The 24878-nt window shown below is 28.7% G+C and carries 20 protein-coding genes and 1 other annotated feature; of the genes, 3 read left to right on the top strand and 17 right to left on the bottom strand.

What is annotated here, in order from left to right; translation table 11 throughout:
• Nucleotides 1-16: 16 nt before the first annotated feature.
• Entirely contained in the window at nucleotides 17-1420 is a 1404-nt protein-coding gene (locus ACTG44_RS14060) for an APC family permease (protein WP_021385372.1), read from the bottom strand.
• Between the two features lie 496 nt (nucleotides 1421-1916).
• On the opposite strand from ACTG44_RS14060, the gene ACTG44_RS14065 reads away from it, so the two are divergent.
• On the top strand, nucleotides 1917-2993 hold the full coding sequence (locus ACTG44_RS14065) for a M24 family metallopeptidase (RefSeq protein WP_479920659.1): 1077 nt from the start codon (nucleotides 1917-1919) through the stop codon (nucleotides 2991-2993).
• Between the two features lie 87 nt (nucleotides 2994-3080).
• Here the strand turns inward: ACTG44_RS14065 and ACTG44_RS14070 are convergent, their stop codons facing one another.
• A complete protein-coding gene (locus tag ACTG44_RS14070; protein ID WP_021385542.1) occupies nucleotides 3081-3923 on the bottom strand; it encodes a DegV family protein in 843 nt (280 codons plus the stop codon).
• Between the two features lie 184 nt (nucleotides 3924-4107).
• On the opposite strand from ACTG44_RS14070, the gene ACTG44_RS14075 reads away from it, so the two are divergent.
• Nucleotides 4108-4680 (top strand): TetR/AcrR family transcriptional regulator, encoded by a 573-nt coding sequence (locus tag ACTG44_RS14075; protein WP_021385499.1) that lies wholly within the window; start codon nucleotides 4108-4110, stop codon nucleotides 4678-4680.
• A gap of 161 nt (nucleotides 4681-4841) precedes the next feature.
• On the opposite strand, the gene ACTG44_RS14080 is transcribed toward ACTG44_RS14075, so the two are convergent.
• The 9 genes from ACTG44_RS14080 to ACTG44_RS14120 form a co-directional block, all read right to left on the bottom strand.
• Nucleotides 4842-5108 carry a hypothetical protein gene (locus tag ACTG44_RS14080; RefSeq protein ID WP_479920660.1) on the bottom strand — a complete coding sequence of 89 codons (267 nt, stop codon included), beginning with the start codon at nucleotides 5106-5108 and terminating at the stop codon, nucleotides 4842-4844.
• A gap of 111 nt (nucleotides 5109-5219) precedes the next feature.
• Nucleotides 5220-6092: a YitT family protein gene (locus tag ACTG44_RS14085; protein ID WP_021385396.1), complete on the bottom strand. Its 873-nt coding sequence runs from the start codon at nucleotides 6090-6092 to the stop codon at nucleotides 5220-5222.
• A 297-nt stretch (nucleotides 6093-6389) separates the two neighbouring features.
• Complete coding sequence (ileS, locus tag ACTG44_RS14090; RefSeq protein WP_479920661.1) at nucleotides 6390-9497, bottom strand: isoleucine--tRNA ligase; 3108 nt, start codon at nucleotides 9495-9497, stop codon at nucleotides 6390-6392.
• 90 nt (nucleotides 9498-9587) lie between these two features.
• Nucleotides 9588-9820 (bottom strand) — a binding site (T-box leader).
• Between the two features lie 173 nt (nucleotides 9821-9993).
• Nucleotides 9994-10521, bottom strand: a complete 528-nt coding sequence (locus tag ACTG44_RS14095) for a DivIVA domain-containing protein (RefSeq protein ID WP_003426928.1) — start codon at nucleotides 10519-10521, stop codon at nucleotides 9994-9996.
• Nucleotides 10522-10555: 34 nt separating this feature from the next.
• The gene (locus tag ACTG44_RS14100) at nucleotides 10556-11341 is read right to left on the bottom strand and encodes a YlmH family RNA-binding protein (RefSeq protein ID WP_021385503.1); all 786 of its coding nucleotides are present in this window, start codon (nucleotides 11339-11341) and stop codon (nucleotides 10556-10558) included.
• Nucleotides 11342-11351: 10 nt separating this feature from the next.
• Nucleotides 11352-11609 (bottom strand): YggT family protein, encoded by a 258-nt coding sequence (locus ACTG44_RS14105; RefSeq protein ID WP_021385428.1) that lies wholly within the window; start codon nucleotides 11607-11609, stop codon nucleotides 11352-11354.
• An 18-nt stretch (nucleotides 11610-11627) separates the two neighbouring features.
• A complete protein-coding gene (locus tag ACTG44_RS14110; protein ID WP_021385412.1) occupies nucleotides 11628-12086 on the bottom strand; it encodes a cell division protein SepF in 459 nt (152 codons plus the stop codon).
• Between the two features lie 39 nt (nucleotides 12087-12125).
• Complete coding sequence (locus ACTG44_RS14115; protein ID WP_479920662.1) at nucleotides 12126-12830, bottom strand: YggS family pyridoxal phosphate-dependent enzyme; 705 nt, start codon at nucleotides 12828-12830, stop codon at nucleotides 12126-12128.
• A 9-nt stretch (nucleotides 12831-12839) separates the two neighbouring features.
• Complete coding sequence (locus ACTG44_RS14120) at nucleotides 12840-13475, bottom strand: biotin/lipoyl attachment domain-containing protein (RefSeq protein ID WP_021385552.1); 636 nt, start codon at nucleotides 13473-13475, stop codon at nucleotides 12840-12842.
• A 381-nt stretch (nucleotides 13476-13856) separates the two neighbouring features.
• Between ACTG44_RS14120 and ACTG44_RS14125 the strand changes: the two genes are divergently transcribed.
• Entirely contained in the window at nucleotides 13857-14897 is a 1041-nt protein-coding gene (locus ACTG44_RS14125; RefSeq protein ID WP_021385442.1) for a PTS sugar transporter subunit IIC, read from the top strand.
• Nucleotides 14898-15336: 439 nt separating this feature from the next.
• Here the strand turns inward: ACTG44_RS14125 and ACTG44_RS14130 are convergent, their stop codons facing one another.
• From ACTG44_RS14130 to spoIVA, 6 genes are all read right to left on the bottom strand, one after another.
• Complete coding sequence (locus ACTG44_RS14130) at nucleotides 15337-16692, bottom strand: PFL family protein (protein WP_021385371.1); 1356 nt, start codon at nucleotides 16690-16692, stop codon at nucleotides 15337-15339.
• A gap of 26 nt (nucleotides 16693-16718) precedes the next feature.
• The gene (locus ACTG44_RS14135; RefSeq protein ID WP_021385426.1) at nucleotides 16719-16988 is read right to left on the bottom strand and encodes an ACT domain-containing protein; all 270 of its coding nucleotides are present in this window, start codon (nucleotides 16986-16988) and stop codon (nucleotides 16719-16721) included.
• Nucleotides 16989-17278: 290 nt separating this feature from the next.
• Nucleotides 17279-19240, bottom strand: coding sequence for a hypothetical protein (locus ACTG44_RS14140; protein WP_021385545.1), 1962 nt, complete (start codon nucleotides 19238-19240; stop codon nucleotides 17279-17281).
• 54 nt (nucleotides 19241-19294) lie between these two features.
• Nucleotides 19295-21229 (bottom strand): hypothetical protein, encoded by a 1935-nt coding sequence (locus ACTG44_RS14145; RefSeq protein WP_479920663.1) that lies wholly within the window; start codon nucleotides 21227-21229, stop codon nucleotides 19295-19297.
• A 54-nt stretch (nucleotides 21230-21283) separates the two neighbouring features.
• Entirely contained in the window at nucleotides 21284-23206 is a 1923-nt protein-coding gene (locus ACTG44_RS14150) for a hypothetical protein (RefSeq protein WP_479920664.1), read from the bottom strand.
• Between the two features lie 152 nt (nucleotides 23207-23358).
• Nucleotides 23359-24834: a stage IV sporulation protein A gene (gene spoIVA / locus ACTG44_RS14155; protein WP_479920665.1), complete on the bottom strand. Its 1476-nt coding sequence runs from the start codon at nucleotides 24832-24834 to the stop codon at nucleotides 23359-23361.
• Nucleotides 24835-24878 lie beyond the last annotated feature (44 nt).

Below are 24878 nucleotides of genomic sequence, written 5' to 3' on the forward strand. Positions count from 1 at the left end.
ATTCTTAAAATACATTTTATTTAGCTGTTTTCTTTTCATATCTATTCCACAACCATATACCAGATAGTATAACTAGAAGACCTCCACCAATCATCTCTATCTCATATATGATATTTTCAGCAAATGTAGGCATAACTGGTGCTGCAGATAACAATATACCAACTACAGTTACTGTTAAAACCATTTTCGCTAAACCTATACAAGTACTTGTTGATTTTGCCATAGTATAAGGTCTAATTTCATCTGGTCTCTCTTTTCTTAATTTAATATAAGAAGCATATAATAACACATATGGGAATAAAGCAGTTAATGCTGTCATAGTTACAAGAACATTATATATAGCGTCAACAGAAGGCATTAATGTCGTCACTAATAATATTATAGTAACTATTATTGCTTGAAGTATAACAGCTTTAGAAGGTATTTTATGTTCATTTACTTCTACTAAGCTATCTGGGAATACCCCTTTTTTGACACTACCAAATAACATTTTTATTGGTGATGCTATGTAAAGAACTATTGCTCCTAATATTGAAAAAGCTATACCAAAAGCTATTAATTGAACCAACCAAGACCCTATTCCTAAAGATTGACAAACAGCTGCAAGTGCATCTAGCACACCTTTAGAAGCAGTAATTTCGTCTGGTGGTATTATCATTGTTATTGCAATTGAACCTAATACATATAATGAAGCTACTATTCCAGCTGATATTAATATCGCCTTAGGGAAGTTCTTCTCAGGCTTATCTATCTCTGTTATAAAGTTAGCCGCAGTTTCTGCTCCTGCTAAACCAAACATTATAGCTGATATAGCAACAAACGCATCCATATTAAGTTTTGGAGTCATTGAAGCTATTGTATATGTTGAAGCTATATCATGTTTTTTTAATACAAATACTGCTACAAATGAAAATATTATAAGTATCGCACTTGGTATTGTTGAACCTAATGCACCTGTGTTAGTAAATATCTTTGTAAAACTTATTCCTTTAGTTGCTATAAGAGATAATGCCCAGAATATTACTAAAGATAATATAAGTACAAACATCTTATTATCAGCAAGTGCTGGATTTCCTATTGTATAAGAAACATTTACTGCTAAGAAAGTTAAGAATGAAGAATACCAAAATATTTTAGCTGTCCAGTTTAACCAAGAAACTAAAAATCCATATTTTTCTCCAAAGGCTTCCTTAACCCAATCATATAAACCTCCATCGCCTTTTTGATATGTAGATGCTAACTCAGCACAAATTAAAGCTCCTGGTACGAAATATATAAATGAGAATAATAACCACATAGGTATTGCACCTAATCCTAAACCAAAGCTTGATGCTGTAGATTTAGCTATCCATCTTATACCATATAAAGCCGATACATTCATAAATACCAAACTCCATAGGCCTATTTTTTTCTTTTCCATCCTAATCTAAATTCTCCTCTCTATTAATTAGTTAAAATGTTGATTTCAAAATTGATAAAATAGATTCATTGTCATTAAATCAATTATTTTCAGAATTTTCAATTTATTAATGTCGTTTATTGATGAAATCTAAATACTTCGAAATCAAATTTTGTTAAAAATGATAAATTACAAAAGCTCTACCACTTTAATTCTAATCATACTAAATTTTTAAAATTGTTTCAATATTATTTTAATATAAAATTTTATTTATTATTTTTCATGATTATATAAAAAGCTTAAATACACAACTTTATGGATTGTATTCATCATTTATATAAATTTTTCACAATAAAAAATCATTTTACCTCTACATTTAATGTGAAAATGAGGATTAAATTTAATATAAAAAATATATAACAAATTTTTTTTATATTTCTAGAAGAAAAGTATACTCTTTTTTGTTTAATAATGCTAAAATTGATTTGTATTGAATTTTGATTAGGAGGAAATTATTATGAAGACTCAAAGATTAAATGCTGTACTTGAACAAATGAAAAAAGATGATATTTCTCAAATGTTGGTAAGTGACCCTACTTCGATATTTTATCTAACAGGAACACTAATCCATCCAGGTGAAAGATTATTAGCATTATATCTAAATTTAAATGGTAATAATAAATTATTTATAAATGAATTATTCCCAGTTGCAGAAGATTTAGGTGTTGAAATGGTTTGGTTTAATGATACTCAAAATCCAGTAGAAATAATAACTGAACATATAGACAAAAATGCTACTATGGGTGTTGATAAAAACTGGCCAGCTAGATTCTTATTAAACTTAATGGAATTAGGTGGAGGAAGTAAATTTGTAAATTCATCTTATATAATAGATACTTTAAGAATGTGTAAAGATGAAGAAGAAAAAGAATTAATGAGAATAGTTTCAAGATTGAATGACAAGAGTATGGAGCAACTTAAAGCTACTGTTTCTGGTGAACTTACAGAGAAACAACTTGTTGGTAAATTATCTAAAATATATGAAGATTTAGGTGCTGACGGATTCTCATTTGACCCTATTATAGGATTTGGACCTAATGGAGCTAATCCACATGGTGAACCTGGAAATGCACTTGTAAAACCAGGAGATGCAATAATATTAGATATAGGTTGTATAAAAGATAATTATTGTGCTGATATGACAAGAACTGTATTCTATAAAGAAATACCTGAAAAAGGTAGAGAAATATTTGAAATAGTTCTTGAGGCTAATAAGAGAGCTGAAGCTATTGTAAAACCAGGAGTTAGATTCTGTGATATAGATGCTGCTGCTCGTGATTACATAACTGAAAAAGGATATGGACAATACTTCACTCATAGAACTGGTCACTCTATAGGACTTGAAGTTCATGATAAGGGAGATGTATCTTCTATAAATACAGATGTTGTACAACCAGGAATGATATTCTCTATAGAGCCAGGTATATATTTACCAGGTGAGTTTGGAGTTAGAATAGAAGATTTAGTACTTGTTACTGAAGATGGTTGCGAGATATTAAATAAATATGATAAAGAAATATGTGTAGTTGGTTAATTATAAAATTAACTCAATAGAAATAAAATAAGCCATATAAAAATGCTTTTAAGCATTTTTATATGGCTTTAATTTTCAGCTCATGACTTATATAGCTGTTATTAAAATTGCACCTTTTGAAGTATATGTACCCATAACTGAGCCAACTTCACAGATTACAACATCTTTATATTTTACATCTTTTTCCATAACTTCCCTTACTTTTTGAGCCTTCTCAGGGCAGTTTGCATGTCCTATAAATAAAACCTTTTCTTCTCTATCTTTAATTTTAGACTCTACCAAATTAATTAGTTTTTTTAAGCTATTACCTTCACCTCTTGCCTTATCTATCGGAGTTACAATTCCATCTGCAACTTGTATTATTGCCTTAAAATTCAATGTATTTATAATTTTCCCTGCTATAGGGTTTATTCTACCTCCCTTAATAGCATTTTCTAAAGTCTCTAAAGTTCCAAAAAATGGAGGATTATCTTTATATTTATCTATTATTGAAACAATTTCTTCGATTTCTTTTCCTTCTTTTATTAATATTGCTGCCTTTAACACCAGTTGTCCTATTCCAATTGAGCCACTAAGCGAGTCTATAACCTCAACTTTCTTATTGTTCCCTTCCTTTTCAAACATATCTTTTGCTAAAAGTGCACTATTATAAGTACCAGATAGACCTGAACTTATATTAATGACCAAAACACTTTCTTCTTGGCAATGATATGCTTCTAAAAATTTATCAGGTGAAGGGCATGATGTTTTTGGTAGTACCTTACTTTCACTCATTTTTCTATAGAAAGTTTCGTTATCTATTTCCTTTCCAGATATATAACTTTCTTCTCCAAAAGATACATTTAAACCAACAACTTCAATGTTGTATTTTTCTATTATATCATTAGGTAAGTCACATGCACTGTCCACTATCAATTTTATTTTATCCATATTAACCTCACTATAAGATATTGTTTTTATTTATTCAGTCGGTCGTACGACCGATTTAATTATTATTTTATATTTTGAATGGAAAAAAGTCAATAGATATAGATTCTTGCTTTATTGACAATAAATATCCATAAGCTTATAATGTTATTAATTTGTTATAAATATACATAGAAAGGTAGGTTTTATGAAAACAAACAATATGAAACAGGCTATTTTATCATCTGCAACCAATTTAATAGCCAAAAATGGAGTTCAAAATACTAGTCTTGCTGATATTGCAAAAGATGTAAATATAAGTAAGGGTACTTTGTATTATCACTATGCATCTAAAAATGATATTATATATGATATTGCGGATACTCATTTAGAAGTTATAACAAGTGCTATATTAAACTGTGTAAAAAACGTCAAATCAAAAAATTCTCAAATAGAAATGGTTAACTTAATCTTAGAGAAAATATCTACTATAGAAAGTCGTGGTAGAGTACATATGTATCTTATTTGTGAAGCAATTACTTCAAATGATGATTTGAAAGAAAGAATGAGATTAAAATATATTGAATGGAGAACTACTCTTAAATCTGAAATTGTTGAGTCATTAGAAAAATACAGTAGTAGTGAAAATGAACAGGATGCTGAGTCATTTTCTTTCTTACTTATGTCTATAGTTGATGGTTTGGTTGTTCAAAGCCTATTAAAAACAGAAAAAATACCTTATGAAAATATAGCTTCTTTTTTAGTCAATCATTGGATTTAAATTTAATTCTTAATAATTAATAAAAGTGAACTATTAAAGTTTTTGAATTTAACAGTTCACTTTCTTATTTATTAACAATAATTTTTATTTAAAATATTTAATTTTTATTTAAACCTTCATGGAATCACAAAATAAAAATCTTTTACAAGCTTTAAATATTTTTACTTATGCTCATGCGTATGTCCATCTGAATGTTCATGTCCATGTGTGTGCGTATGCTCGTGACCATGTTCATGAGTTCCTGAAAAACCATCTTCATGATTGTGGTCATGACCCACACCATTTACATGCTCATGCCCATGACTGTGAGAATGTTGATGTGAATGCTCATGGTTATCTCCTCCACAACATCCTTCTCCTCCAGTACCACAACATCCACTTGTATGTGGATTATGGTGATTTCTTACTACAAATCTCTCTCTTAACATATTATTATACCTCCTAGTATATTATTGAGTACTTCATGTACCCCATTAATTACAGTATACATCTAACTAGGTGTAATCACAATACATATGTCATTTTTTAACATTGATATTTTAAAGAAACTTATCTTTAAAACCTCCACCTTTTACTTCTTCTACATTATTAACAGAAATAAAAGCTTCACTATCCATGTCATAAATCAAATCCTTAAATTTACCTATTTCATTTGCAGATATTATACAATAAATCATCTTTTTCTTATTTTGTGTGTATGCTCCTTCTGCCTCTAAAAAAGTTACACCTCTTCCCATTTTATTCATTATTACTTTAGATATTTCATCATATTTATTAGATATTAGAAGTATAGATTTTTTTCTATCAAAGCAATCTTTTGCTATGTCCATTGTAAAAGAAATTATATACATAGCAATTAGAGTATACATTACCAACTTAGCTCCAAATAAAAACGCACCTGCACATACTACAAAGAAATTTATAAATAAAAATGTATTTTTCATAGGTATATCGTACTTTCTTTTCATTATAGCTGCTATTATGTCAAGTCCTCCAGCAGTAGCTCTTGCTTTAAAAGTCAACCCCATACCTATACCAGTTAAGGCACCACCATAAATACACTGTAGCATAGTATCATCTATTGGGAAATATTTAGCAATATCTTGTGTTAAACCAAGTGCAACAGAAAATAATAACATATTAACAAAACTTATTAACAAAAATTTATTATCAAAATACCTTTTAGCTATGATAAATATAGGTATATTCATCAAAAAACTGGATATCCCTTGATTTATACCAAATAGTTTATATAATATAACACAAATTCCAGCTACTCCTCCACTTAATAACTTGGCTGGTGCTAGATATAAATTTATTCCTAAGGTTGATAGAATCATCCCCAATATAATAAGACCATATTGCAAAAATATGTTATTATCAATACTTAGCTTTTTACTTTCACCATACATCAAAACGCACCCCTTTGCATAATAAATAAACCACCCTGCATTACACACAATAAATTTATAAATAAATTTATCAGAAGTAGTTTACTCTAAAATATTATTCATCCTCACTTAAACGTTTATTCACTAATATTCTATCATATGCTATAAATAATTTATATGATTTATACAGATTTATTTATTGTAAGTTTTGGAATATTTCAACATTTTATTGAATAGAGAATTATACTGTATTAAAAAATCCCTATAGAAATTTATAAACTAATTTCTATAGGGATTTTAATTAACTAACTATTCTTTTTATTTTTTTGTGACTTTTATACCTGTCATATGGTCATTTAAGTTTTGTTCTTCTAGAGACTTATCGTCTACTCTGTTTATTTCTAAAGCTAAAGTTTCAGACTTGATATATTCATCAAAATGGTCAACAGCCTTAGCAATTTCATCATCACCACAGTAATCTATTACTATATTATCCAATACTTCAAAGTTATTAGATTTTCTTAATTGCTGTACTTTAGATATAAATTCTCTAGCATAACCCTCATCAACCAATGCTTCTGTTAACTTAGTATCTAGTATAACAAAAAGATTGTTTTCAACAGATACATTAAATCCTTCCTTAGCAGTTATACCTATTAACACTAAATCCTTATTAAACTCAAAAGCTTCACCATCTAAATCAACTGTTAAACTTTCACCATTTTCAAGTTTATTAACAGCTTCATGTGCATTTAATTTATTTAATGCTACCACAAATAAATTCATCTTAGCCCCTAGTAATGGTCCTGCTTCCTTAAAGTTTGGTTTTAGACTAAAGTTCATGTACTCATCTAAGTCCTTAGCGAACACTACCTCTTTAACATTAAGCTCTTCTTTTATTAAATCAACTACATCGCTTATTGTATCTTCAAACTTACCATCTACTAATACTTTTTGTAATGGTTGACGAACTTTTATTCTTTCAACTTCTCTTGAAGCTCTACCTAGAGTAACTAGATTTTTAGCTAAATCCATTTTTTCTTCTAATTTAGCATCTATTAATTCTTCATTAAACTTAGGATATTCAGCTAAGTGAACAGATACTTCTCCTGTCAGATTTCTGTACATTTCTTCTGACATATATGGTGCAAATGGAGCTATAGCTCTACAAAGACCATGTAATAATTCATAAGTTGTATTGTACACTGCTTTTTTATCTTCTGTTAATTCAGTTGCCCAGAATCTTCTTCTTGAACGTCTGATATACCAGTTAGATAAATCATCATTTATGAAATCTTGTATCATTCTTAAAGTCTTATTTAATTCAAATATAGCTAAATTTTCCTCTACATCTTTCATTAAATTATTAAACTTAGATAGTATCCATCTATCAAGTTCTGGTCTATCTTTATATTCTACAAAGAATTCAGTTGGATTTATATCATCTGTATTTGCATATAAAGTGAAGAAGTTATATACATTCTTCATAGTTCCTATAAATTTACTTTGTATTTCTTTTAATCCATCCATATCAAATTTAGTTGGAGTCCATGGTGGAGAAACATATAGTAGATACCATCTTAATGCATCTGCTCCATATTGGTCAAATAACTCCATTGGATTTACTGTATTTCCCCTTGATTTACTCATTTTCTTTCCATCTTTATCAAGTACAAGGTCTGGAACTAAAACACTCTTATATGGTGCTTTTCCTAATACAAATGTTGATACTGCAAGTAATGAGTAGAACCAACCTCTAGTTTGGTCTATACCTTCTGATATATAATCAGCTGGGAATAATTGGTCAAAGTTCTCTTTATTTTCAAATGGATAGTGGTGTTGAGCAAATGGCATAGCCCCACTATCAAACCAACAGTCTATAACTTCTGTTACTCTTGTCATTGGTTTTCCACATTTTTCACATTTTAAATGTATATCATCTACATATGGTCTATGAAGTTCAACTGTCTCTGGATTTACATCTTCTATAGCTTTTTCAGCTAATTCAGCTCTTGAACCTACTGAATCTGTATGACCACATTCACATCTCCATATAGGAAGTGGAGTTCCCCAATATCTAGTTCTTGATATTGCCCAATCATTTAGATTTTCTAACCAGTTTCCAAACCTCTTTTCACCTACAAAGCTTGGGAACCATTTTACGCCATTGTTATTTTCTATTAATTTATCTTTAAGTTTAGTCATCTCTATATACCAGCTTGGTTTTGCATAGTATACTAATGGAGTTTGACATCTCCAACAATGTGGATAATTATGAACTACTTTTTCTTTACTATATAACTTATTTTCAGAAGCTAGCCATTTTATTATTTCAACATCTAGCCCATCTTCCATTACAAATTTACCTTCCCAAGGAGTAGCTGTAAATTTACCAGTTTCATCTACTGGTTGTACAACTGGTAAATCATATCTCTTACCTGTGTTATAGTCATCTTCACCAAATGCTGGTGCTGTATGAACTATTCCAGTACCATCTTCAGTAGTTACATAATCTCCTACTGTAATGAAAAATGCTTTTTTGTCAACTTCTACAAAAGGCATTAATTGCTCATATTCTAATCCTTCTAAGTCTTTACCTTTCATTTCTTCTAAAACTTCATAGTCTTCACCTAGTACTTTATTAGCTAGAGGTTTAGATACATAATATACCTCGTCACCTTTCTTAACTTTTAAGTAATCAACGTCAGCATTTACTGTTAGTGAAACATTTGATGGTAAAGTCCATGGAGTTGTTGTCCATGCTAGGAAATATTCCTCAGCATCTTTTTTCTTAAATTTAGCTATAACTGTATTAGTTTTTACTTCTTTATATCCTTGTGCAACCTCATGACTAGCAAGACCAGTTCCACATCTTGGGCAATAAGGAAGTATTTTATGCCCTTCATAGATATATCCTTCTTTGTTGAATTTATTAAGTATCCACCATACAGACTCTATATAGTTATTATCTAAAGTTATATATGGATTATCTAAATCAACTTCATAAGCCATTCTCTCAGTCATTATTCTCCATTGTTTTTCAAATGAGAAAACTGATTCTCTACATTTTTGGTTGAACTCAGCTATTCCATACTCTTCTATTTGTTGCTTACTAGTAAGACCTAATTCTTTCTCTACTTGTATTTCAACTGGTAATCCATGTGTATCCCAACCAGCTTTTCTCTTTACTTGATAACCAGACATTGTTTTATATCTACAAACTGAATCTTTAAGTGTTCTAGATAAAACGTGGTGTACTCCAGGATTTCCATTGGCTGTAGGAGGTCCCTCATAGAATACGAAACTTGGGTCATTTTCCCCTTTTTCTAAAGTTTTTTCAAGTATATTTATATCTTTCCAATAATCAAAAACTTGTGCTTCTGCTTGTTTTACTGAACTGTCCACTAATGGCTTAAATTTCGCCATGTAAATCACCCTTTCCTATAAATATTATAATTCCAAATTTTTTTATTCTTTCACATAAATTTAAATACTAAAAAACTCGCCCCCTTTAAACAAAGGGACGAGTTATAAATCGCGTTACCACCCTAATTCTATATGTGAACTTAATGCTATCCACATATAACACTCTAATAGTATAACGGTACTAACCGGCACAGCTTAATAGAATTTAATCGTTCAGCCTGCAGCTCAAGAGTGATTTTTATCTTTATAAATTCATTGGTTCTCAGCATACCCAATTCTCTGTAAAATTATCTAAAGATAATTGTCTCCATCAACGCTTTTAAAAATTTATCTGTGTTTATATGAAATTCTATAACAAATAATTTGAATAGTCAATATATTTTTGAAAAATATAATAATTTCTATTTTTCTTACATTTTTATCCTATTTTTAATTTTTGTTATAGATTTCTCAAACTTCCACAACAATTTCACCTAAAATCAAATAAATTATAGGCTTATTCTAGAGTTGTAGCAGCTTCATCATTACTATAATTATACACTGTTGTTCCTTCAAATGCATTTACACATTTTTCATCTACATCATAAAAAATCTCATCAACACTTCTTATTTCATCTTCTAATAATGACTTAAATTTATTTCTAAATATCTTAAATTCTTTAACTAAAGCATCATACTCTTTTCTTATTTCTATAACACGGTTATTGGCTTGTTCTATAATTTGTCTAGCTTTTAAATCTGCCTCTTCAACGATTATTTTAGCTTTTTTATTAGCCGCGCTACAAGTGTCTTCTGCTGCACTTTGAGCAGTTATTAGAGTAGCTTTTAATGTTTCTTCAATATTTTCATACTTATTTACTTGGTCTTGATATAATCCTAATTTTTCTTTAAGAGCTGTATTTTCTCTACATAGAGATTCATAGTCTTCTTTGATGATATCTAAAAACTCATCAACCTCTTCGTCTCTATATCCTCTTAAACCTTTTTTAAACTCTTTATTTTCTATCTCAATTGGAGTTAGCATTACATTTCCTCCCAGCTATAATTTAAATTAGTCCTTATACAATTAATCTTGCTTGAACTTTTATTTTACCTTTTTTAGTAATATCTCCTATTTGTGTTACATTAGCTCTTCCTTTGCCTCTAATAGAAATCAAATCATCATTTTTAACTATTTTAGACGTTGAAGTTATCTTTTCATAATTGACATGGACTTTTTCTCCATTTATGTATTTTGCACTATCTTGTCTAGATATATTGTAAAGACCACTTATGACACAATCTAACCTATCTGAAGATACTGTAAATGATACTTCCTTATATTTTGAAGAACTATTAACAATGTTTTCTCTGGAAATTTCCTTTACAATTACATTATTTCTTGAAACTTTCTCCAAATTCACGATTATAAAATCGCAAATATCACTACTTACAATTACTTGACAAAAGCTATCATGTATAATTATATCTCCAATTTTTTCTCTTTTTATACCTAGACTCATAATTGCTCCTAAATAATCTTTATGAGATATATTTTTAAATTTGAAATTCCCTTCTATCTGTAAAAATCTAAGAGTATCCTCTATATCTTCATATTCCATGTAAAATGGATAAATAAATACAGTGCTTCTTTCAGCTTGTTCATAACCTCCATCCACACTGTATTTTATTTCATTTGTAGAATTCAATATAGCTACAGCATTTTTCACTTCATATGGATTAAGAAACTCAGTAAACTTAACATCATAGTTTTTTATACAACTATTAGCCTTGTCTATTACTTTAAACATTTTATTTTTCAAGTCTATATCCTTTATGTGATTTGTTAATTTTAATTTATCCATTTCTATCACCTTAGAATATAACCAACACTAATTGTCTTAGGAACATCAATAATACTATCGCAATTAAAGGAGAAAAATCTATAGGTCCATTTGTATATCTATACATTATAGACCTTATTGGTCCTTCTATTGGCTCTGTAAGATTTTCTAAAATCTCGAAAATTTTGCTTTGTCTTCCATTTGGAAACCAAGTCATCAAGCTTTTTATAACTATCATCCATGCTATTATATCCAAAAGATAATAAAGTGCAATTCTTATTGTTCCCATATATTAACCGCCTTTTTACTATTTATTTTGCCAAGGGAAGAATGCTTTACTTTCTAATTCTTTTTTCATATTTGCATCTATATCCACATTGTTAGGAGCTAGTATAAATATTGATTTAGAAACCTTTTGTATACTTCCATCTAAAACATAAACCGCCCCATTCATAAAGTTAAATATAGATTTACGAACTTCAGAATTAGTCAACCCTTCCAAATTCACTATAACTGCCCTTCTTTGTTTTAGATGGTCTGCTATAGTTGCAGCTTCATCATAAACTTTAGGTTCAACTATTACAACTTTCATTTGACTCGTTGTATGTAAATTTACAATTTTATTTGCTTTTGCAGTACTAAAGCCACTATTTATTTCTTCTTCTTGAACTATATCGTCCATCCCACCTTCATATTCTTCTTCAATGTAATCTTCTTCTTCATCAACTATCCAGTTCTTAAATTTAGATATTATTCCATTTGACATTATTAACTTCCTCCTTAGAATTTATTCAGATTTGAGTAATTATTTTTTATTGTAGTTTCTTTCTCCAAAGATTGATGTTCCAACCCTAACAATGGTAGCCCCTTCCTCTATAGCAATCTCATAATCGTGACTCATTCCCATTGACAAAACGTCCATTCCTACATTAGGTATGTTTAGCTCTTTTATTCGTGTTGATAAATCTTTAAGACCTTTGAATACACCTCTTATTTCATTTTCATCTTCTATAAAAGGTGCCATTGTCATTAGACCTTTTATTTTTATATTTTTATATTTTTCTGACACTTCTTTGACAAAACCTACAACTTCTTCTTTATCAAGTCCATGCTTAGATTCTTCTTTAGATATATTCACTTGTACTAAGCAATCTATTTCTCTATTTATTTGCTCTGCACGTTTTTGAATCTCTTCACATAATGCAATTCTATCTAAAGAATGTATCATACAAACTTTATCTATTATGTACTTAACTTTATTTGTTTGCAAAGTCCCTATCAAGTGCCAGTTTAATTTGTCACCTATAATATCGTACTTTCTGGCTAATTCTTGTGGTTTATTTTCACCAACAGAAGTAATGCCTTCATTCATTGCCTCATTAACTAAATCTACATCAACAGTTTTTGTGACTGCTAAAAGGGTTATTTCTTCACTCTGTCTATTTACTTTTTTTGCAGCTTTGTCAATCTTACTTTTTATCTCAGATAAATTATCTTTAATAGAACCCATTATTATCACCTACTTTATCCTTATATTTGTGTTTATACAATTAGGTCTTAAAATTATTTTGTCATATAGATTAACACTTGTCACCCCATTTATGTCATTTTTATAATAGTCCACAAATACAGAAGATTCATTTTCATAAGTTATTCCTTCTAATATGACAAATTTTACACTTTGTGATTGTTCATCAATCACATATACACCACGTTTATTGTCTTTTGTTTTTATAGAAGTTTTAGGTATTTTTAAACATTCCATCTGATTATATATTATATCAAATTCTTCGACACTTGTATCCTGATTTGCAACAATTTGGTTACTTATTTTTAATTTTAGCATTATTTTATTATTATTTTTATATATTTTGTAAACTTTTGCATCTATTTTTTGCTCACGATATTCAATTACTACATTTTGATTTTTTTCAAAGTTCTTAGAATCTTCTTTACTTATGTATGCTGATAGATAATTACTTTGGTCATTTACATCTTTTTCTATAGTTCCTTCTACATGAATCTTTGCATCAACTTTTTCTACTTTTAACACCAAGGTATCTACATTTTTGCTAATAATCATTGCTAACATATTAAATACTAAATATATAAGAATACCAAGTATCACTAATCTGGTATATTTAATCTTTTTCAAAAACTCTCCCCCTATAAAATTTCTTTCATTAATAAATACTTCTTCTAAAAAATGTTTATTCCTTTTTTATATGCTAATATTTTATGTACTAATAATTGTTTTTTTCATATTAAATTTATTTTTTATCAATCTTCCTATACAAGACCGCATTATTTATATATAATTATATTATAAAGTATAAGTTTAATTTACATTTTATATCTTAAACTTACTTTATGTACTCTTATAGTTATTTTTATTTTTAGATGCAATATAAAACCAATTAAGCTTTAAAATAACTTTTGTCATGCTGATACTGATTTAGTTAAACATTTATCCGCAAGGATAACGTTATCACGACAAAGGTTTATGTCCTAAAAAAAATACAAGGAGGATTTTCTTATGTCAGAAATTTTATTAGGAACAGGTTTACTTTTATTGGTTCTATGTTGTTTCACAATCTTTAGTTACAAAGCTCCATATGGTATGAAAGCTATGGGAGCCTTAGCAAATGCTGCATGTGCTACTTTCTTAGTAGAGGCATTCAACCTTTCTTTACTTGGTGATGTTCTAGGTATGGAGTTTTTTAGAAGTGTTGGTGCTGCTAATGGTAGCCTTGGTGGAGTTGCTGCTGCTATACTTGTACCTTTGGCTTTAGGTGTATCTCCAGTTTATGCAGTTTTAATAGGATTATCTTGTTTAAAGTTTTCTATATTATCTGGATTTGTTGCTGGATACTTTGTTTCTTTCTTAATTAAGTTTATAGAGAAAAAAGTCCCACCTGGAGTAGATTTAGTAGTAGTAATCCTTTTATGTGCTCCACTATCTCGTTTTATAGCTTCAAATGTAGACCCATTAGTTAATAGTACACTATTACAAATTGGACAAGTTCTAATAGAAGCTACTAATATTAGCCCTATTATAATGGGAATTATATTGGGAGGTCTAATAACAGTAGTTGGAACATCTCCACTTAGTTCAATGGCTCTTACATCTATAATTGGTCTTACTGGTCTTCCTATGGCAATAGGAGCATTAGGAGCTTTTGGTTCAGCTTTTATGAACTCAACACTATTTGCAAGATTGAAGTTAGGTTCTAAGAAAGATATTATATCTGTTGCTATTGAACCCCTGACTCAATCAGACATAATTTCAGCTAATCCAATACCAATATATTCTACTAATTTCTTTGGAGGAGCTTTTTCTGGTATTATTGTAGCTTTGATGGGCCTTGTAAATATGACACCTGGTACAGCTACACCTGTGGCTGGTTTTGCCATAATGTTTGCCTATAATCCAGTTAATCAAGTTCTTATAACAGCTGCACTATGTGCTTTATTTAATGTAATTGCAGGATTTGTAGGCTCAAAAATATTCAGTACCTTTAAGGTTCTTACTGCTGACAAAATACGTGGCACTGATGTAGAAGAAGAAATTGCTTAAAATTTATAAGATTTATAAATTTATATTTTAAGTTGATATTTTAAACAGTAGAGTTTTATATTGTAGCAATTTTATTAATTGCAAGCGTTTTATTTTTTATTTATATTTATTATTATGTGTGTTGAATATTTAGATAAATTTTTATTTTTTTATTTTTATTTAGTTTTTTATTTGGTTGATATATTGAACAGAAAAATTAGTATAATTACTATTGAATAACATAACGTTTAAAATACATAAAAAATTTTATATTAATTAGATAGTATCAAAATAAAAGCGATATACAACTTTTTTACAAGGTTGTATATCGCTTTACTATTATAACAATCTTAACATATAAACTTTAAACTTATTGTTTTAATTATAATCTTATAATATCTAAATGTATTTGATTCTGTCATACAAATCTCTATCTAAATATTACTATATGTAAATATACTTAATTTTTAAATGAATGTATAGGAGCTGGAATTCTTCCTCCTCTTTGAGTAAACAACTCAGACGAATTTGTATTTATAGGCATTACTGGTGCTCGTCCTAAAAGACCACCAAACTCTACCATGTCACCTACATCACATCCTGGAGCTGGTATAATTCTAACAGCTGTAGTCTTATTATTAATCATACCTATTGCTGCCTCGTCAGCTATCATAGCTCCAAGTGTACCTGCTGTAGTACTTCCTGGCACAGCTATCATATCAAGACCTACAGAACAAATAGCAGTCATTGCCTCAAGCTTATCTATACTTAAAGCACCTTTAATAACAGCATCAATCATTCCCGCATCTTCTGATACTGGTATAAATGCACCACTAAGTCCTCCAACATGTGAACAAGCCATAACTCCACCTTTTTTAACAGCATCATTTAAAAGAGCCAACGCTGCTGTAGTACCATGAGTACCAACAACTTCAAGACCCATTTCTTCTAATATATTTGCTACTGAGTCTCCAATAGCAGGTGTAGGAGCTAGTGATAAGTCTATTATTCCAAATGGTACATCCAACCTACTAGAGGCTTCTTTTGCTACCAATTGACCAACTCTTGTGATTTTAAATGCAGTCTTCTTAACTGTCTCTGCTACAACATCAAATGGTTCTCCTTTTACTTTTTCTAAAGCTCTTTTTACAACACCAGGACCACTTACACCAACATTTATTATCCTATCAGCTTCACCAACACCATGGAAAGCCCCTGCCATAAATGGATTATCTTCAACTGCATTACAGAATACTACTAGTTTTGCACAACCAAATCCCTTTGCATCTTTCGTTAATTCTGCAGTTTCTTTTATAATTTCTCCCATTTCTTTTACTGCATCCATGTTTATACCACATCTTGTAGAACCTACATTTACTGAGGCACATACCTTGTTTGTGCTTGCCAAAGCTTTTGGAATTGATTTAATTAATATCTTATCACCTTTTGTATATCCTTTTTGAACCAATGCTGAGAATCCACCTATAAAATCTATACCTAAATCCTCTGCAGCTTTATCTAATGTCTGTGCAAACTTTACATAATCACTTTCATCTGTTGCACCTGCAATAATAGATATTGGAGTTACTGATACTCTCTTATTTACAATTGGAATACCATATTCACGCTCTATTTCTTTTCCCACTTTTACTAAATCTTTAGCAGAATTCATAATCTTGTTGTATATCTTCTCTCTAGCTTTATCTCCATCAGGGTCTATACAATCTAATAAAGAAATCCCCATAGTTATAGTTCTTATATCTAATTGTTCTTCATCTATCATTTTGATTGTCTCAAGTATATTTCCTACATTCACTATTCTCACCTCCCGATTACTGTTTTTTACAGATTATGCATTGAGTTAAATATTTCTTCTCTTTGAATTTTTACATCTACTGATAACTCTTTTCCTCTATTTATTAAATCTTCAACCGTTTGCTCAAAAGAATTTAATGATTTCTCTAAATCAACTATCATAATCATTGTAAAATACTCTTGTAATATCTTTTGTGAAATATCTACTATGTTAATATTTTGCTTGTATAACTCATCACTAATTCCTGCTACTATACCTGGTTTGTCCTTTCCAATTACTGTTAAAATTGCTCTCATAATAATATCCTCCCTTATTTTTTTATAAATCTTACATTTTCACAAATTGAACTATTTATTAGCATATATTTCATTTATTTGTTAGTAAATCACTTTTTATGTATATATTTAATATATTTTAATACCTATACCTTCATTTGTCAATTTTTTTTCAATATTCTATTATTTTTATACTATTTAATCAAATTATATATAATACTCATTTTATTGATAAAAATATATAGTTTTCATAATAATGAAAGGTATCACTTAACAAACTTATAATTTGATAAATAATACCTTTCTAAAAATTATTTTTTTATTTGTATGAATCTAATTATATTTTTTCTTGTGCTAGGATTTACAATCAAAATAGAGCAAAACATGGTCAAACTTAACACTCCAATTAAAATGAAACTATCTTTCTCAAAGCTATATTTTTTAGTTGATAATTTAGTATTAGTTTTATCTGTTTTTTCGTTATTACCATTTACTTGATTATTTAGTTTTGATTGATGATTATTATTTATATCTAAATTATCTTTATAAAAATCTTTATTATAAAAATATGACTGATTATTAGTGCTAAATACAGACTTTTGCTTTAAGCCTTTATTCCCATTTTCTAAAATAAAACTTTTGTTAGATTTATCCTCATTTTTTAACTCATTTTCATTTTTTAAAATATCGTCTTTTTCTTTGTCATTGCCTATACTACTATCATCTTTGTCCTTTGGGGGATTTTTATTTGTAGTACTGCTAGAGCCAGACTCTATATTATCATCATTTGGAGTATTAGGAGTTTTCTCATCATTATTACTATTGTTATCATCTTTATCTTTATTATCACTATTTAGATTACCATTATTATCTTCTTCTCTATCTGGGTCATCTCTTCCTCCTCCTCCACGGTCACCACCAGCATCTTCATTTTCTTGTTCATCATCTGGTGTGATTTGATTATTACCTCCTCCTAACACAAATCCAGGTTTTAAAAATATATTTGAATACCCATCTCTTAATCCACCTTCTACTTTCACTCTAAAGCATCTCAACTTAAAATCTTCAAAATCAATTACAACTTGGTCTGTGATATACTCTAATTCACTACTTATCCAGTTTATACCATCATCGGAATACTCCACAAATACTTTTTTTGCATTATATGGCATATCATAGGCTAAAGCAGCTGTATAACCATTTTCCCGATTTCTAAAATACACAATTAAATTATTTATAGGCTCTTTATTTCTAATATAGATATTTATAACTGGAAAGACATCTTGATTTAATACTATATTTTTTTCATTCAGAAGATTTTCATCAAATTTACCTCTTATAACAAACTCTAAATTTTTTTTTAAATCAGTATAGTAATTTGATAAATCCCACTCTACATTTATATCTGCAATTTTTCCACTCGAAGTTTTTAGACTTACTTCTTTTGGAAGTTCTACGTCCTCAATTTTATCATCTTTTGTTAATATCAATTCCTCTTCAAATACACTAATGCCTCTAAGATTACATCTTATAATATTATAATCTTCATCTTGTGGTATGTCTGGCATTATTACATTCCCATCACCAATGATATAAACACTCTTAGTTTTTGATACAATTGATTCGCCTTTTGTATTATTTGCTATTGTATTTTGTTGGTTATTCTTATTAACAATTACTGATGTATCCTCTATTTCCACCTCTCCATTACAGTAAATACCCACAGCATCTTTTCCATTAACTTCAATTATTTTAGATTCTACTTTGATATCATTTTCTGAATAAATTCCTATTGCATTTTCTCCACTTGCATGTATTTTACCAGTTTTTCCATAGTATGTAGCTATATCTAATTCAGCATCTTTCTCTATATATAAAGCAGTTCCATTTAAAGCAATTATATTATCTATTCCTATCTTTAACTTCCCACCTTTTTCTACATGTATTACACCTTCACTTCCACCTTCTCCAACTATATCCAATTTATTTCCTTCAATAGCAAAATAACCATTATTTTTTACAAGTAATTTGTACTGATTTGTATCTATTGTAATATTAGTTCCATATGGGATGCTGAAATCAAAATAATCATCTATTACCATATCACATGTAAGAGTATAAACTATGTCTCCCTCATTATCTTCATTTTTTACAATCCAATTTTTAAAATCCTCCAAACAATTGTCTTCTTGTGAAAAACTCTTTTTTGGTAAAATTATAAAAATAATTACTAATAAAGTTATAAGAACAAATATACTATTTTTTTTATTCATTTTTTTCTCCTATTTATTCTTCTGTTAAGTAAAATTATGTCTCTTTAAAGTATTTTATTTATTCATTTTTAATCTTATAAATTTATCTATATATTTTATAATGCCCTTATTTACTACTACCATTGAAAATAACATGGTCAAAACTATGAGTCCAACTCCAATTACAATCCCATTTTTAGAATTCTGAGTCTTATCATATGATTTTAAAACAGTTTTTAGTTTATCATTAGAATCACCTATTTCAATTCCCTCTGTTTTACTTAATATTATTTTATCTTTAGATGTGTTTTGGAAAGATTCATTATTTTCCTTATAACTTTCTTTTAAGCTTTGCTCTAAACTATTTTTAAATTTACTTTCCTCAATCAAGTTGTTATTTTTATTATTATTGACATTTTCATCATTTATTTCTTTATGTACATTTTTATCTGTTTCAGTATATTTTTCATATGACTTATCGCTTTTTTCATCTTGTTGATTACTATTTGTTTCTTCACCATTATCTTCTATGACTTTATTAGAATCTAATGGATTTTGCCCATTATCATTGTTATTTTTATTATTTCCACCTGAGGTAACCTTATTGTCATCTCTATCTGGGTCATCTCTTCCTCCTCCTCCACGGTCACCACTATCATCATCAGCCTCTTGTTCATCGTCTGGTGTAATTTGATTATTTCCTCCTCCAATTACAAATCCAGGCTTTAAAAATACATTTGAATATCCTTCTCTCAGTCCACCTTCTACTTTTATCCTAAAACATCGTAACTTAAAATCTCCAAAGTCAAGTATAACCTGATTGCTAATATTTTCTAACTCTTCACTTACCCAATTTACACCATCATCTGAATATTCTACAAACACTTTTTTAGCACTATATGGCATACTATACTCTAGTGTAGCTAGATAACCATTTTTAAAATTTAAGAAAGATACTTTTAAATCCTCTATAGGTTCTTTATTAGCAACATAAACATGTAAAATAGGAATAACATCATTGTTTACAATTATGTTATTCTCATCTAAATCGTCTTTTTTAAATTTACCTATTACAGTAAATTCTGTATTCTCATTTAAATCATTATAATAGTTTGATAAATCCCACTCTACATCTAAATCTATAGAATTCATACTAGAAGTTCTTAAACGTACTTTTTCTGGTAATATTATGTCTTCTACTTTGTCTTCTTTTGATATACTCACTTCTTTCTCAAAAGCTCTAACCCCTCTATAATTACATCTTATAATATTATAATTTTTATTCTGAGATATATCTGGAGTTATTATATTTTTTTGTCCAATAACATAAACATCAGTAGCTTCTGATACAATTGCTTCTTCCTTTTTATTTTCCAATAATATGTTTTGTTTCTTATTAACACTATTTGCAATTATTGAAGTGTTTTCTATTTCTACTTCTCCCCTGCAATAGATTCCTATTGCATTTTCTCCATTAACTTCAATTATTTTAGAATACACTCTGATATCATTTTCTGAATAAATTCCTATTGCATTTTCTCCACTTGCTTTTATATGTCCAACTTTATCATAATATGTATCTATACTCAAATTCGCATCTTTTTCAACATATAAAGCAGTTCCATTCAATGCAACTATATTATCTATTCCTATATTTAATTTTCCTCCTCGTTCTACATGTATTACACCTTCATTTCCACCTTCTCCAATTATGTTTAGCTTATTACCATTAATATTAAAATGACCTTTATCCTTTATAAGTATTTTGTATTGATTTGTATCTATTGTAATATTAGTTCCATATGGAATACTAAATTCAAAATAATTGTCTATTACCATATCACAAGGAAGAGTGTAAACTATTTCTTCTTTATTATTTTTATTTTTTATAACCCAATTTTTAAAATCTTCTAAACAATTATTATCTTGCGAAAAACTCTTGTTTGGTAAAATTACGAAAATTATAATTAACAAATTTATAAGCACAAAAACTTTACTTATTTTATTCATATTGTTCTCCAATTAACTTTTTTAATAATATTAAAATTTTTCAAACGATTTTATCTACTTTTTATATTTTATAAATTTATTTACATATTTTATGATACAAGGATTTATTGCTACTATTGAAAATAACATAGTTGAAACTACAATTCCAAATCCAATAGCAATTCCATCTTGAAAATTATGAGTTTTACTATGCGAGTTAGAAGTAGAGTTTAGTCTATTATTAAATTTACCTACTTGAAAAGTGTCTTTTTCATTTGATATTTTTTTATCATCAGTTGTGTTTTTATATGCTTGATTTTCTTCATAGTCTCTTTTTAATATTTGAATTAAACTCTTATTAGACTTATTTATAATAGTTAAATCATCATTCTTAACACCATTATCTCTGTTATTAGTGTTAGTATTATTCTTTTCTTTCTCTATAATCTCTTTGTCAGACTTATCATTTCTTTCATCTTCTTGATTAATATTGTCTTTTTGTTCATTATTAGAATCTGTTATGCTATTAGAATCTTCAGGAACTGCTTCATCAACACTATCATTTTCCTTATCACTATCTAAAGTAAGTCCATCATTTTCTCTATCTGGGTCATCTCTACCACCACCGCCACGGTCACCATCAATATCATCATTTCCCCGTTCATCATCTGGTGTCTCTTGATTGTCACCACCCCCCATTATAAATCCTGGTTTAAAAACCATATTTGAATAACCTTCTTTTAATCCGCCTTCCACTCTTACTCTAAAACAACGTAGCTTAAAATCTTCAAAGAAAAGTATAGCTTGGTCTCTAATATCTTCCTGTTCCTCAGATGTCCAATTGATTCCATCTACTGAATATTCAACAAAAACTTTATTTGCATTGTATGGCATATCAAAATACAAGACAGCTACATATCCATCTCTTGTGTTTTGATAATCTAATTCCAAATTATCTATTGGTTTTTTCTCTGCAACAGATATGTCCAAAATAGGAACAACATCATCATTTACTACAATTTTTTCTCTATTTAATGTTTCTATTTTAAACTTTCCTGTTATACTAAAAGTTTCTTCTTTTTTCAACTTTTCATAATAATCAGTAAAATCCCACTCTACATCTATATCAAGTTGATTACCACTAGATGTTTCTAATACCATATCTTTCGGAAATTTTATATCTTCTATTTTATCATCTTTACTTACTTTTATTTCTTCACTAAATACATCAATTCCCCTCTGGCAACATGTTATAATATTATAGCCAGAATCTTCAGATATAGCTGGTATAAGCTCATTAGAGTTATCAATTATATAAACTTTCTTGCTTTCTGATACAATTGATTGTACAGCCTTATTATTAGCTCTTAATAATCCATTTTCTTTGTTACTACTATAAGCTTTTATTGAAGATTCTTCTATCTCAACATCACCTTTAGAGTAAACACCTATAGCACTCTCTCCATTCACTTCAATATCCTTATTTAATATTCTAATATCATTTTCAGTATAAATTCCTATTGCATCTTTTCCATTTGCCTTTATTTTTTCAACAGATTCATAGGATGATTTAATATATAAGTCTCCTCCTTCTTCAACGTATAAGGCTGTCCCATCAGTAGCAATTATGTTATTTATACCGATACTTATACTTCCACCAGTTTCTACATGTATTACTCCTTCTTTTCCTCCTTCACCTATTATATTTAGTTCATTATCATCAATAATAAATCTCCCATGATTTTTTATCAGTATTTTATATTTGTTGGTATCTATTGTAAAATTACTGTCATAAGGAATATAAAATCTAAACTCTTCGTCTATTACCATATCACAAGGAAGAGTATAAACTATTTCTTCTTTATTATTTTTATTTTCTTGAACCCACCTTTCAAAATCTTCAAAACAATTATCCTCTTGTCCAAAGACCTTGTTTGGAGAAATTACAAAACAGAGTATTATTATGCTTACAAAAATAAATATTTCAGACTTCTTCATCTTTTACTCCTAATATTTTAATATAATAATGTTGAAAAACGTATCTTATATATTTAATTTTTCCATAATTAGAACTTATTGTCAATTTTTATAAATAAAAAGCTACTTACTAAAGTAAACAAGTGTTTAACTTTAATAAGTAGCTTATATTCTTATAATAAAATAGTTATAATATTAGAGCTTCCTTCATTTACAATTTTTTGTAGAGTCTTTTGCATCTTAACTCTTATTTCTTCTGGCATAGTATACAATTTACTTTGTAATTGCTCTTTCACTAAATCATGAAGTGACTTACCAAACATATTTGATTCCCATAAATCTGCTGGTTGCTCTTCAAACACCTCCATAAGATATTTTATCATCTCTTCACCTTGATTTTGATTACCAACTATTGGAGAGACTTCTGTAGATATATCTGCTTTTATAATATGAAGTGATGGTGCATTAGCTCTTAGCTTGATACCATATTGTTTTCCTTGCTTCATTATTTCTGGTTCCTCTAAACTAAGTTCTTCTAGTGAAGGGGCTACTACTCCATATCCTTTTATCTTAGCATCTACTAAAGCACTTTCTATTTTATCATACTCATTTTTAACTTTAGATAATCTAGTTATTAGACTAAGCAATTGATAATCTCCCTCAATTTTAAACCCACTCTTTTCTTCAAGGATATTATAGAATAAATCTTGCTTTGTCTGTAAATCAATATTTATAACTCCTTCTCCTAACTCTACATTATCAACACCTGTATCTTCCAAAAACTCTAACTCAGAAAAGCCTTGCATAATACCTTCTATATCTCTTATTTTACCTATATCTATAATACTTTGTTTTAATGTTGTTATTATGCTACTTTTTATCCAATGATTTCTCTCAAGACCTTCAACCCATTTAGGTAAATTGATTCTTATTTCTGTAAGTGGGAAATCATACAATACAGCTTCCATAACTTCCTCGATTTCATCTTCTTCCATTTCAACTACATTCATTGGAAGAACTGGAACTTCATACTTTTCTTCCAATTCATTTCTAAGCATACTTGTTTCCTCACTTTTTGGACTTAGAGTATTTAAAACCACAGCAAATGGTTTTTTAAGACTTTTTAATTCCTGTATAACTCTTTCTTCTGGCTCTACATAACTTTTTCTGTCAATACCAGTAACTGAACCATCTGTCAAAACAACTATCCCTATTGTAGAATGGTCTTTTATAACTTTTTTAGTTCCTATCTCTGCTGCCTTTTCAAACGTCATAGCTTCTTGTGACCAAGGAGTTGATACCAATCTTTGTTTTCCACCTTCCTCATGCCCTAAAGCTCCTTCAACTATGTATCCAACACAATCTACCATTCTTACTTTTAAAGATACTGTGTCTTTTATTTTAATTTCTACACCATCTGCTGGTACAAATTTTGGTTCTACTGTCATTATTGTTTTGCCTGAACCACTTTGAGGTATCTCATCTCTTGTTCTATCTTTTTTAAACTCATTGTCTATATTTGGGATAACCAACTTTTCCATGAATTTTCTTATAAATGTTGATTTTCCTGTTCTTACAGGACCCACTACTCCAATATATATATCCCCTTGAGTCCTTTTGGATATATCTTCGTATATGTTATTATTCATATTATTCCTCCTATACATCTAATCTTATTAAATTATATTTAGAG

Source organism: Clostridioides sp. LIBA-2809, assembly GCF_056688965.1.